Source organism: Roseobacter ponti (genome assembly GCF_012932215.1).
Taxonomy (GTDB): Bacteria; Pseudomonadota; Alphaproteobacteria; order Rhodobacterales; family Rhodobacteraceae; genus Roseobacter; species Roseobacter ponti.
Genome location: NZ_CP048788.1, coordinates 1,385,405 through 1,397,207, shown reverse-complemented (window position 1 = coordinate 1,397,207; position 11,803 = coordinate 1,385,405). Strand labels below are relative to the sequence as shown.

Sequence of the window (11,803 nt, the reverse complement as noted above, 5' to 3'; positions counted from 1 at the left end):
GGATCAACCGATGACCCGCTGGGGCCTTGTCGCGACGATAAAGGCACCTGCCCGCGACGTGGTCTCCTTTGCCGCCTGGCATATCGAAGCAGGCGCAGACAGGCTTTTCATCTATCTCGACGACGAAAACGAGGACGCCAGACGCGCCCTCGCAGCACATCCCAAATGCGATGTGGTTGTCTGTGACGACGCCTGGTGGGTGGAGCAGACCGGCAAACCACCGGTCAGGCATCAGGTACGCCAGTCACGCAACGCCAGCCATGCCTATGCCCGCGCATACGACCTCGACTGGCTCATTCACATGGATGTGGACGAATTTATCATCAGCGCGCAACCGGTGGGTGAGCTGCTTTCACAGATCCCGTCCGGCACCCGGACTGCCCGCATCCGCCCTGATGAAGCGCTCTGCCCGCCCGACGGTGGCACGCCTGCTGCCTTCAAAGCCTTCATCCCGAACGGCCCGGACAGGCGGGGTATCGTCGGGCAGCTTTATCCGACCTTCGGCCCCTATCTCAAAGGGGGATTTGTGAGCCACGCCGCCGGCAAGGTGTTCACCCGGACAGGCCACCCGGATGTCGCGCTCAGAATACATAACAGCTTTTGCAACGGCATCGTGTTCAGCCCCGAGCACAGCCTTGATGAAGCGCATCTGGCGCATCTGCACACCACCAGCTGGGATCACTGGCGGCAGATGTTCCGGTTCCGGCATGACCGGGGCTCATACCGCGCAGATCTGGCGCCGGCGACACCTGCCGAACAGGGCGGCATGACGCTGCACGATCTTTTCGACTTCCTTCTTGAGACGCAGGGAGAAGCAGGGTTGCGCACCTTTTTTGACGAGGTTTGCGCCGACACACCGGCTCTGCGTCGCAGATTACAGGCCCGCGGCTTGCTGCGCCTGCATGATCTGGAGACAGAAGCGGCAAAAAACCTTCATTTTCCCGGTTTTAGCTCCTGATTTTCGTATCCCGTTTGACCAGGGCTGAACTTGTTGCTAAGCAGCCGCAGCATGTCGCGGCAAGGGGCCGCCTCGCGGGCCGTTCGGGCCGACATGATTGCTGCCGCGGGCCAGAACAGTGTCCGCAAACATCGGACACATATGACAAAATTTTCTGACCTGAACCTGAATCCTAAAGTACTCAAAGCAATTGACGAGGCGGGCTATGAAACGCCCACGCCCATTCAGGCAGGTGCGATTCCACCCGCACTGGAAGGCAAAGACGTCCTTGGCATCGCGCAGACCGGAACCGGCAAGACCGCCAGTTTCGTGTTACCGATGATCACGATGCTGGCCCGGGGCCGGGCACGCGCGCGCATGCCGCGCAGCCTTGTGCTCTGCCCCACCCGCGAGCTGGCAGCCCAGGTGGCTGAGAACTTTGACACCTACACCAGACACCTCAAGCTGACCAAAGCGCTGCTGATCGGCGGCGTGTCGTTCAAAGAGCAGGACCGCCTGATCGATAAGGGCGTCGACGTTCTGATCGCTACACCCGGCCGTTTGCTTGATCACTTTGAGCGCGGCAAGCTGCTGCTCACGGGCGTCCAGATCATGGTGGTGGATGAAGCCGACCGGATGCTCGATATGGGCTTTATCCCGGACATCGAACGCATTTTCAGTCTGACGCCCTTTACCCGGCAAACGCTGTTTTTCTCGGCCACGATGGCACCTGAGATTGAACGGATCACCAATACATTCCTGTCTGCACCGGAGCGGATCGAGGTGGCCCGCCAGGCAACCACGGGCGAGAATATCGAACAGGGTGTTCTGATGTTCAAAGGCTCGCGCCGCGACCGTGAAGCGACGGAAAAGCGCCGTGTCCTGCGCGAACTGATCGATGCCGAAGGTGAGAAATGCACCAACGCGATCATCTTCTGCAACCGCAAGACCGATGTGGATATAGTCGCTAAGTCTTTGAAAAAGTACAAGTATGACGCGGCACCAATCCACGGCGATCTGGATCAGAGCCAGCGGACGCGCACGCTTGACGGATTCCGCGACGGCTCACTGCGCTTTCTGGTGGCTTCCGACGTAGCCGCGCGCGGGCTTGACGTCCCGGCCGTCAGCCATGTGTTCAACTTCGACGTACCCGGCCATGCAGAAGACTACGTGCACCGCATCGGGCGCACCGGACGTGCCGGGCGTGACGGCAAGGCGATCATGATCTGCGTGCCGCGCGACGAAAAGAACCTCGCGGACATCGAGCGTCTGGTACAGCGGGAAATCCCGCGTCTGGCCAATCCGCTGGGCGGCGACGCGCCTGCACCTCAAGAGCCGTCAAAAGCACCTGAAGCAGACAGCGACGACAAGCCAAAACGCAGTCGGTCCCGCTCACGGCGCAAAGAGATCCCTGCCAGCGAGAATGCCGACACGCAGACAGCAGAGACCGGTGCGCCGGAAAAAGAGACTGTTACTCCGAAGCCTGCGGAGAAACCGGCCGAAGAACCGCGCGCGTCTGACGACACTGCGCAGGATAATCAGAAGCGCAGCCGTGGCGGACGGGGCCGCGGACGCCGCAGTGACAACGACCGTAACAACGGCAACGAGCGCAACGACCGCGGCGGCAATAAGGTTGTCGGTCTGGGCGATCACACACCTGAATTCATCGGGCTGAGCTTCAAAGACCGCCGCTGACGCGCGCTTTGCGTTGAGCGCCTGCATCACCGGATATTGATCCGTCGCCCCCTTGGGTGCACACTGCTGTGCATTTCAGAACGGGAGAGCGGAAATGCCACTGATCGACGTTCAGGTGATGGAAGGCGTGTTCAGCACTGACGAAAAAGCACAGATTATCGCGCGGGTAACCGAAGGTTTCGGCAAAGTTGCCGGCCAGACCCTCGCGGATGCGACTTCGGTCCGGGTGCACGAAATCTCAAGCGGCAGCTGGGGCTACGCAGGCACGGCAATGACAACCGAAGATGCCCGCGCCATGCGCGCCCGCGGGTGATCAGCTCAGACGGCTGACCACCACGGTGACTTCGGGTTTTTTACCGATCTCATCCTGCGCCGTCTGACGCACAGCCCGGCGCAGCCCTTCGTTCAGCTTTTCGTCATCGCGCCAGATCTTCCTGCCGGCACGGTTCACCCACTGGCTGAGATCTTCTTCGAGGACATCGACAAGCGGCGCACGGCTGCGCCCTGTTTCGGCGAGCCCCATCACTTCGCACCACGGCTCACCCAGCGGCTGATCCTCATCATCCATAATCAGCGTCACCAGAACATGCCCGTTCAGCGCCATACGGATGCGGTCGCGCACCACGCCATCAAGTGCGCCAATCTGTACTGTTCCGTCCAGATAGGTTCGCCCGGTTTCCACGTATTCCGCCACTTTGGGCTGATTGCCCGACAGATCTATCATCATCCCGTTGACGGCCAGCACACCGGTCATACCATTGGCATCCGCGAGTTTTACGTGCTCGCGCAGATGCCGGTGCTCGCCATGCATGGGGATCACGACCTGCGGCTTGACGATGGCAGTCAGACGCTCAAGATCGGGCCGGTTTGCGTGCCCGGAGACGTGATACCTGCCGGTGCTGTCGTCAACCACATCCACCCCGAGTTCGGAGAACTGATTGATGATCCGGATGACCCCCTTTTCATTGCCGGGAATGGTTTTTGAGGAGAACAGAAAAAGATCGCCCTCCTTTAACTGCATCCCCTGGTATTTCCCGCGTGCAAGCTGCGCAGAAGCCGCGCGCCGCTCGCCCTGGCTGCCGGTCACCAGCAGCATAAGATTTTCGCGCTGAATATCCTGGGCCGCTTCCGGGCTGACCACGGGCGGGAAACCGGTAAGCACGCCGGTTTCAACCGCGGCTTCGACCATGCGTTTCATCGCGCGCCCCATCAGAACAATCGACCGCCCCGCAGCCTCGCCGGCCTCAGCCAGCGTTTTCACCCGTGCCACATTGGAGGCAAACGTGGTGGCAACAACCATGCCTTTGGCACTTTTCACCAGCTTTGTGATCTCCGGGCCGACGCTTGCTTCCGAGCGTCCCGGATCAGGCGAAAAGACGTTGGTGCTGTCACAGATTAGTGCTTTGACCCCGTCCCTGCTGACCTCGGCCCAGAGATCCGGATCAAAGGGCTCGCCCACCAGAGGTGTCTCATCGAGTTTGAAATCTCCGGTGTGGATCACCCGGCCTTCGGGGCTGTCGATGATCAGAGAAGAGCTTTCCGGGATGGAATGCGACATGGGCAGAAAGCCCACTTTGAAAGGACCTGCGGTCGTCACCTCGGGCCATGCACCGACGGTGCGTATCGCATTTTCGGGATACCCGTGCTCCTGCATTTTGCGCCGCGCAATATTTGACGTAAAAGCACGGGCATATACCGGTGCCTGCAGCGCCTCATAGGTATGTGCGACGGCGCCGACATGATCCTCATGGGCATGGGTGATGAACACCGCCTCGATCTGGTGGCGGCGTTCTGCCAGCCAGGCAATGTCGGGCAGGATCAGATCGACACCCGGGCTGCCATCCATATCTGGAAAGGCCACACCCATATCAACCACGATAAGCCGCTCTTTGCCGGGCCGCCCATAGCCGTACACATAGGCGTTCATGCCTATTTCACCTGCCCCTCCCAGGGGCAGGTAGATCAGTCGTTCATTACTCATATAGTTACGTATTATCCTTATTGTATTTGTGGATCACGGTCAGGCCGTGGATCGTCAGATCATCCTGAAACGCGTCAAAAAGCGCTTCACTCTGCTGGAAAAGGGGTGCCAGCCCACCCGTTGATATTACGCGCATATCGCGGGCGCGTTCCGCCTTAATCCGGGCACATATCTCACGCACAAGTCCGATGTAACCCCAGAAAACACCCGATTGCATGCAGGCCACCGTATTGGTGCCGATCACGGTTTTGGGTTTTGAGATATCGACATGTGGCAAAGCGGCTGCCGCCTGGTGCAGTGCCTCAAGGCTGAGGTTCACGCCGGGAGAGATCACCCCGCCGATATAAGCACCGTCCGTGTCCACTACATCAAAGGTCGTCGCCGTTCCGAAATCGACCATAATAAGATCGCCGCCGTAAAGATCATGTCCCGCCACCGTATTGACCAGCCGGTCAGGTCCCACCTGGGTGCCGGCATCGACGCGCACATCGACGGGCAGCAGACAGTCAGGTTTTCCAACCACCAGCGGACGGGTACTGAAATACCGGTCGGCCAGAACGCGCAGGTTAAAGACCACCCGCGGCACCGTGGACGAAATAATCATGTCGGTGATCTGCACATCGAGCTTCTGCAGCTTCATCAGCGTGCTCAGCCAGACGTAATACTGATCCGCCGTGCGCTGCCATTCGGTCGACGTCCGCCAGGAGGCCAGAAACTGCTCCCCGTCCCAGATCGCAAAGACCGTATTGGTGTTACCACAATCCACAGCCAGCAGCATGACCGGTTCCCCCCGTGTCCGTCTCAGAAAAATACATCCGCGGCGGCAACCCGGGTCACGCCGGTTGCGGTGCGCAGCATCAGATTACCATCCCCGTCCACGTCCTCAAACGTGCCCGTTCTCTCGTCCTGCCCCGTGCGCGCAGTGATCACCTCACCCAGACGCGCGGCATGGGCCAGCCAGGCGATGCGCACCGGCGCAAATCCAAAGTGCGTGAACTGTTCTTCAAGCACTGCGTAGGCTGCCGCCAGATGCAGAAGAAAATCCTCAGGCCCGATGCTCACGCCTGTTTCGGCGGCCAGAGAGACAGGCAGCACCGCGCCCTCTTCGACCTCATCGCGCCCGGGCGCTGATACCAGATTAACGCCCACACCCAGGGCCAGCAGATCCGCCTGTCCGCCCCGTCCGGCACTTTCGAGCAGAATACCTGCGACCTTTCCGCCATTCAGCAAAACGTCATTTGGCCACTTCAGCGCAAAAAGCTCGGGCTTGCCTGTCACCGCGATAAAAGCCTGATAAAGCGCAAGTGACATCACGAACGAGCGCAGCGCGACATGCCCCGGCGCCCCCTCCGGGCGCAACATCAGCGTCGCGGCGAAATTGCCTTCCGGCATCGACCACGGCCGCCCCCGGCGCCCGCGCGCAGCCGTTTGCCGGTGTGCCATCACCCAGAAAGGTGCTGTATGCGATGCGGCCATGCGCATCCCCTCATCGAGCGTTGACCCGACCGCGTCCTTTACATAACGACCATATGCCTGCGGCCAGACGGTCATGGTGTCTTCCAGACAGAGCTCTGCCCCCGGACGGCCCGGCGTGCCACGGGCATCACGCGATCAGTTGACCAGCGTCGCCGCGGCCGCCGCGGCTGCGGTCTCGACACCGAACATATTCACGATGCCCAGCACCATGATCACCGCAGAGGCCATCAGAAAGCCCCAGAGCACGGTCGAGCCGCCGGCATCGAGCCCCTCTTCGCTTTCGTCCCCGAAGTACATGTAAAAGACGATCCGCAGATAATAGAACGCGCCAATCACGGAGGCCACGACACCCGCCACCGCGAGCCAGGCGAGACCACCCTCATAGGCCGCACGCAGGACATAGAACTTGCCGAAAAACCCGAGCATCGGAGGCACACCGGCAAGACTGAACAGCAGCACCAGCATGGCCAGCGCCTTGCCCGGCTCCCGCCTGGAATACATGTTCAGCGCCGAAATTTCCGTGACCGGCTGGCCGTCTTTTTCCATCATCAGAATAAACGCAAAGGTGCCGACGTTCATGGTCACATAAATGGCCATATAAACCAGCATCGCCTGCACGCCCAGCACAGTGCCCGCCGCCAGCCCCATCAGCGCATAGCCCATATGGGCAATCGAGGAGAACGCCATCAGCCGTTTGATATTAGTCTGCCCGATCGCCGCAACGGCCCCGAGGAACATCGACAGCAAAGAGAGCAGTGCGATGATCTGGCTCCAGTCGCTGACCGAATTGCCAAAGGCGTCATGCAAAACGCGCGCGAAAAGCGCCATCGCGGCAACCTTGGGCGCTGTGGCGAAAAACGCCGTGACGGGTGTGGGTGAGCCTTCGTAGACGTCGGGTGTCCACATGTGGAACGGCACAGCGGAAACCTTGAACGCAAGGCCCGCGATCAGGAACACGAGGCCAAGCAGAAGCCCGACTGAAACATCGCCTGACTGTGTGGTCTGAATGATGCCCGAAAAGAGTGTCGTTCCGGCGTACCCATACACAAGCGAGGCACCGTAGAGCAGCAGCCCCGAAGAGAGCGCACCCAGCACGAAATACTTCAGACCGGCTTCGGTGGATTTCACGCTCTCGCGCCGCAGGGATGCCACCACATAAAGCGCAAGCGACTGCAGCTCCAACCCCATATAAAGCGCCATGAGATCGCCCGCGGAGACCATCACCATCATGCCGACGGCACTCAGCGCCACCAGCAGCGGGTATTCAAACCGCAGCAGATTGCGCGATTTCATATAGCCTTCGGACATGATCAGGACTGCACCCGCAGAGAGCAGGATGGTGATCTTGGCAAAGCGCGAAAAGCCGTCAAGGATCAGCATGCCGTTAAAGGCGGTCTTCGTCCCCTCGCCCGTCGTGCCGATCCAGGCGGCAAGGGCGATCATCACGCCGGCGGTCATCCAGACGAGCGTAGATGCCAGCCCGTCTTTGGAGGTGTAGACCGCAACCAGCAGCATAACCATCGCATAGACCGAAAGCAGGATCTCCGGCAGGACAAGTGTCAGATCAGCAGGTGTCATGGTTCATGTCCTTCAGTTCGACGCCATCTGCGACGCGGCCTCAGCCGCGGCCAGCGCCGTATCGTAATTGGAGACCAGGTTGGCCACAGCCGGCCCGGTGATATCGAGCACCAGCGCAGGGTAGACCCCCAAAAGCAGCGTCATCACCACCAGCGGCGCAAAGATCCAGCGCTCGCGTGGTGTCATGTCGGTGATCGAGCGCAGACTTTCCTTGATCAGATCCCCCATCACCACCCTGCGGTAAAGCCAGAGCGCATAGGCGGCCGAGAAGATCACGCCCGTGGTCGCGACGGCGGCAACCCATGTGTTCACCTGGAAGACCGCCATCAGCGTCAGGAATTCCCCGACGAAACCGGAGGTGCCCGGCAGACCGACGTTCGCCATGGTAAAGAGCATGAAGATAAGCGCATAGGCCGGCATGCGGTTCACGAGCCCGCCATAGGCGTCGATGTCGCGGGTATGCATCCGGTCATAGATCACGCCGACGCAGAGAAAGAGCGCGCCTGAGATAAAGCCGTGGCTGATCATCTGGAAAATCGCGCCATCAAGCCCCTGCTGGTTCGCGGCAAAGATGCCCATAGTGACAAAGCCCATATGCGCAACGGAAGAATAAGCGATGAGCTTTTTCATGTCTTCCTGCACGAGCGCCACCAGCGAGGTATAGACGATGGCAATGGCACTCATCCACAGGACCAGCGGCGTCAGAACCTCAGCGCCCACCGGGAACATCGGAATGGAAAAACGCAGAAAGCCGTAGCCGCCCATTTTGAGAAGGATGGCCGCCAGCACGACAGAGCCCGCCGTGGGTGCCTGCACGTGCGCATCGGGCAGCCAGGTGTGCACAGGCCACATCGGCATCTTGACCGCAAAGCTGGCAAAGAAGGCGAGGAAAAGCAGCGTCTGCAACCCGCCCACGACCTGAAGTCCCAGCAGCGAGAAGTTCTCAAAAGCAAACTCGTGGTTCAGCAGCACTTCGATGTCGGTGGTGCCCGCATCCGCAAACATGCCCACCATCGCCACCAGCATCAACACCGAGCCAAGAAAGGTATAGAGGAAGAACTTGAAGCTCGCATAGATGCGGTTGGCCCCGCCCCAGATGCCGATAATGAGGAACATCGGAATGAGACCAGCCTCGAAGAAGAGATAAAAGAGCACCAGATCGAGCGCCATGAAGACCCCGAGCATCAGCGTCTCCAGCAGCAGGAAGGCGATCATGTATTCCTTGATCCGCTTTTCGACGTTCCAGGAGGCTGCAATCACCAGCGGCATCATGAAGGTAGTCAGCATCACAAAGAGGACGGAGATCCCGTCCACGCCCATTTTGTACTGCAGCCCGAGCAGCCATTCGCGCTCCTCGACGAACTGAAAGCCGGTATTCTGAGCATCAAACCCGGCCAGAATAAAGAGCGACACGAGGAAGGTCGCGACCGTGGCGAACATCGCCACCCATTTTGCATTGCGGTTGGCCGCCGCATCATCGCCGCGCAGAAAAACCGCGAGGATCAGCGCTGCAATCGCCGGGATGAAGGTGACAATCGACAGAAGGTTATCCATCACTCAACTCCTCCGCTGAGCGTCATCCAGGTCACCAGAACCGCAATGCCGATCACCATCGCAAAGGCATAGGTGAAGATGTAGCCGGACTGCGCGCGCCCTGCGAGACGGGTAAAGAAGGGTATTATGCCCATGGCCACGCCATTGAGCCCGCCGTCGATCACATTGCCGTCGCCGCGCTTCCACAGGAAACTGCCGATCCATCTGGCCGGGCCGACGAAGATCAGATTATAAAGCTCGTCGAAATACCACTTGTTCTTGAGAAAGAGGTACAGAGGACGCTGGTTTTCGGCCAGCTTGCCCGGCAGGGACGGATTCCAGATATAGAACCACATGGCCATCAGGAAACCGCCCAGCATCGCCACGAACGGCGAGAGCTTGACCCATTTCGGCACTTTATGCGCGTCGTCGAGCACGGTGTTATCCGGGCCGATATACAGCGCGCCCTCACCCGGGGCGCCGGCAAAGGCGTAATGGTGCTCGCCTTCCCCGCTGTGTTCTTTCCCGTCGCTGTGGCCTGCTTCGGCTGTGCTTTCGCTGTGTGACGCGTCACTGCTTTCGGCATGGGTCTCGTCGCTGTGATCCTCACCATGTGCGCCCGCTTCGGCGTAGGGAATGCCGTAGAACTTGGCGACCTTATCGGTATGGCCAAAGAAGCTGTTGAACCAGACCATGCCGGCCAGAACCGAACCTACGGCAAGAACGCCCAGAGGGATGAGCATTGTTTTCGGACTTTCATGGGCGTGCTCATGCGTGTGCTTATCGCCACGCGGCGTGCCGTAGAAGGTGAGGAACATAAGCCGCCAGCTGTAAAACGAGGTCATTGCCGCCGCTGCGACCAGCAGCCAGAAGCCATAGCCCGAACCGCCCGCATAAGCGCTCTCGATGATGGCATCCTTGGAGACAAAGCCCGCAAAGCCGATGGGCAGACCGAACATGTCATAGCTCAGCGGAATACCGACCCCGGTGATGGCCAGTGTGCCGATCATCATCGCCCAGAAGGTATAAGGAATTTTTTTGCGCAGCCCGCCATAGTTCATCATATCCTGCTCATGGTGCATCGCATGGATGACGGAGCCCGCGCCGAGGAACAGCATCGCTTTGAAGAAGGCGTGCGTAAGGAGGTGGAACATCGCCGCAGAATACATGCCGACGCCCGCGGCGACGAACATGTATCCCAGCTGAGAACAGGTGGAATACGCAATCACACGTTTGATATCGGTCTGCACCAGACCCACGGTTGCGGCAAAGAATGCGGTGGTGGCGCCCAGCACGGTCACGAATGTCATCGCTTCAGGCGCAAACTCCATAATCGGCGACATGCGGCAGACGAGGAAAACACCCGCGGTCACCATGGTCGCTGCGTGAATGAGCGCTGACACAGGTGTCGGGCCTTCCATCGCGTCAGGCAGCCAGGTGTGCAGCAACAGCTGCGCGGATTTACCCATAGCGCCGATAAAGAGCAGGATCGCAATCAGATTGGCCGCATTCCACTCCGACCACAGGAAGGTCAGCTGTGTCTCCGCCAGATCAGGTGCGGCGGCAAAAATGTCCGAGAAATTGATGCTGTCCGTCAGGAAGAACAGCGCAAAAATCCCCAGTGCAAAGCCGAAATCGCCAACACGGTTGACCACAAAAGCCTTGATCGCGGCGGCATTGGCAGAAGGTTTGCGATAGTAAAACCCGATCAGAAGGTAAGACGCGACGCCCACGCCTTCCCAGCCAAAGAACATCTGCACCAGGTTGTCGGCGGTAACCAGGGAGAGCATCGCAAAGGTAAAAAATGACAGATAGGCAAAGAAACGGGGTTTATATGTCTCGCCCTCATTCCACTGCGGATCGTGGTCCATGTAGCCAAAGGAATAAAGGTGCACGAGGCTGGAGACCGTGGTGATCACGATGAGCATGATCGCCGTCAGCCGGTCCATGCGAATGGCCCAGTCGGTGCTGAGACTGCCGCTTTCGATAAACCGCAGAACCGGGGTGGTGTAATACCCGCCCGCATGTGCGGCAGGATCAAAGGTCAGAAAGACGATCCAGCTCAGCAGCGCCGAGAGAAAGAGAAAAGACGTGGAGGTCCACATCGCCGCCGTCTCGCCGATGAGCTTCCAGCCAAACCCACAGATCAGAGCACCGATGAGCGGGGCAAAGAGGATGATGGTTTCCATGATCTCAGCCCTTCATCACATTGACGTCTTCCACGGCGATGGTGCCGCGGTTCCGGAAGAAACAGACCAGAATTGCCAGACCGATGGCAGCCTCAGCCGCCGCCACCGTCAGCACAAAGAGCGTGAAGACCTGACCGACGAGGTCCCCGAGAAAGCTTGAGAAGGCCACGAGGTTAATGTTCACCGCAAGCAGCATCAGCTCAATGCTCATCAGCAGAATGATCACGTTCTTGCGGTTCAGAAAGAGTCCGAAGATTCCGATGACAAAGAGCGTTGCCGCCACTGTGAGGTAATGTTCAAGTCCGATCATCCGGTCCCTCGGTTCTTTTCAGTCCTGCGCCCGTTACGGCGCTTATATTTCTCAGATCAGCGTGTTCAGCCCAGAAAGCTGAAACCGCCAAAGGCCACAATCAG

General features: G+C 59.3%; 10 protein-coding genes. 3 read left to right on the top strand and 7 right to left on the bottom strand.

Annotation, left to right across the window (positions count from 1 at the left end):
• The first annotated feature begins 10 nt into the window (after positions 1-10).
• From G3256_RS06745 to G3256_RS06735, 3 genes are all read left to right on the top strand, one after another.
• Positions 11-958: a glycosyltransferase family 2 protein gene (locus G3256_RS06745; RefSeq protein WP_169640089.1), complete on the top strand. Its 948-nt coding sequence runs from the start codon at positions 11-13 to the stop codon at positions 956-958.
• 141 nt (positions 959-1,099) lie between these two features.
• Positions 1,100-2,632 carry a DEAD/DEAH box helicase gene (locus G3256_RS06740; RefSeq protein WP_169640088.1) on the top strand — a complete coding sequence of 511 codons (1,533 nt, stop codon included), beginning with the start codon at positions 1,100-1,102 and terminating at the stop codon, positions 2,630-2,632.
• A gap of 94 nt (positions 2,633-2,726) precedes the next feature.
• Entirely contained in the window at positions 2,727-2,945 is a 219-nt protein-coding gene (locus G3256_RS06735) for a tautomerase family protein (RefSeq protein WP_169640087.1), read from the top strand.
• On the opposite strand, the gene G3256_RS06730 is transcribed toward G3256_RS06735, so the two are convergent.
• Genes G3256_RS06730 through nuoK form a run of 7 tightly spaced genes read right to left on the bottom strand, consistent with a single transcriptional unit; the run spans position 2,946 to position 11,699 of the window.
• Positions 2,946-4,613: a ribonuclease J gene (locus tag G3256_RS06730; RefSeq protein WP_169640086.1), complete on the bottom strand. Its 1,668-nt coding sequence runs from the start codon at positions 4,611-4,613 to the stop codon at positions 2,946-2,948.
• Positions 4,614-4,617: 4 nt separating this feature from the next.
• Positions 4,618-5,391, bottom strand: coding sequence for a type III pantothenate kinase (locus tag G3256_RS06725; RefSeq protein WP_169640085.1), 774 nt, complete (start codon positions 5,389-5,391; stop codon positions 4,618-4,620).
• Between the two features lie 23 nt (positions 5,392-5,414).
• Positions 5,415-6,164 carry a biotin--[acetyl-CoA-carboxylase] ligase gene (locus G3256_RS06720; RefSeq protein ID WP_169640084.1) on the bottom strand — a complete coding sequence of 250 codons (750 nt, stop codon included), beginning with the start codon at positions 6,162-6,164 and terminating at the stop codon, positions 5,415-5,417.
• A gap of 60 nt (positions 6,165-6,224) precedes the next feature.
• On the bottom strand, positions 6,225-7,667 hold the full coding sequence (gene nuoN / locus G3256_RS06715) for an NADH-quinone oxidoreductase subunit NuoN (protein ID WP_169640083.1): 1,443 nt from the start codon (positions 7,665-7,667) through the stop codon (positions 6,225-6,227).
• Positions 7,668-7,679: 12 nt separating this feature from the next.
• Positions 7,680-9,221 carry an NADH-quinone oxidoreductase subunit M gene (locus G3256_RS06710; protein ID WP_169640082.1) on the bottom strand — a complete coding sequence of 514 codons (1,542 nt, stop codon included), beginning with the start codon at positions 9,219-9,221 and terminating at the stop codon, positions 7,680-7,682.
• Complete coding sequence (gene nuoL, locus G3256_RS06705) at positions 9,221-11,389, bottom strand: NADH-quinone oxidoreductase subunit L (protein WP_169640081.1); 2,169 nt, start codon at positions 11,387-11,389, stop codon at positions 9,221-9,223. Before nuoL ends, G3256_RS06710 begins: the two co-directional genes overlap by 1 nt.
• Before the next feature lie 4 nt (positions 11,390-11,393).
• Entirely contained in the window at positions 11,394-11,699 is a 306-nt protein-coding gene (gene nuoK / locus G3256_RS06700) for an NADH-quinone oxidoreductase subunit NuoK (protein WP_008553673.1), read from the bottom strand.
• Positions 11,700-11,803 lie beyond the last annotated feature (104 nt).

Excerpts from the sequence above, each read along its gene's own strand:
- nuoN (WP_169640083.1), bottom strand. The coding sequence starts at position 7,667 with ATGACACCTGCTGATCTGACACTTGTCCTGCCGGAGATCCTGCTTTCG.
- G3256_RS06725 (WP_169640085.1), bottom strand. The coding sequence starts at position 5,391 with ATGCTGCTGGCTGTGGATTGTGGTAACACCAATACGGTCTTTGCGATC.
- G3256_RS06745 (WP_169640089.1), top strand. The coding sequence starts at position 11 with ATGACCCGCTGGGGCCTTGTCGCGACGATAAAGGCACCTGCCCGCGAC.
- G3256_RS06710 (WP_169640082.1), bottom strand. The coding sequence starts at position 9,221 with ATGGATAACCTTCTGTCGATTGTCACCTTCATCCCGGCGATTGCAGCG.
- G3256_RS06740 (WP_169640088.1), top strand. The coding sequence starts at position 1,100 with ATGACAAAATTTTCTGACCTGAACCTGAATCCTAAAGTACTCAAAGCA.
- nuoL (WP_169640081.1), bottom strand. The coding sequence starts at position 11,389 with ATGGAAACCATCATCCTCTTTGCCCCGCTCATCGGTGCTCTGATCTGT.
- G3256_RS06735 (WP_169640087.1), top strand. The coding sequence starts at position 2,727 with ATGCCACTGATCGACGTTCAGGTGATGGAAGGCGTGTTCAGCACTGAC.
- G3256_RS06730 (WP_169640086.1), bottom strand. The coding sequence starts at position 4,613 with ATGAGTAATGAACGACTGATCTACCTGCCCCTGGGAGGGGCAGGTGAA.
- G3256_RS06720 (WP_169640084.1), bottom strand. The coding sequence starts at position 6,164 with ATGACCGTCTGGCCGCAGGCATATGGTCGTTATGTAAAGGACGCGGTC.
- nuoK (WP_008553673.1), bottom strand. The coding sequence starts at position 11,699 with ATGATCGGACTTGAACATTACCTCACAGTGGCGGCAACGCTCTTTGTC.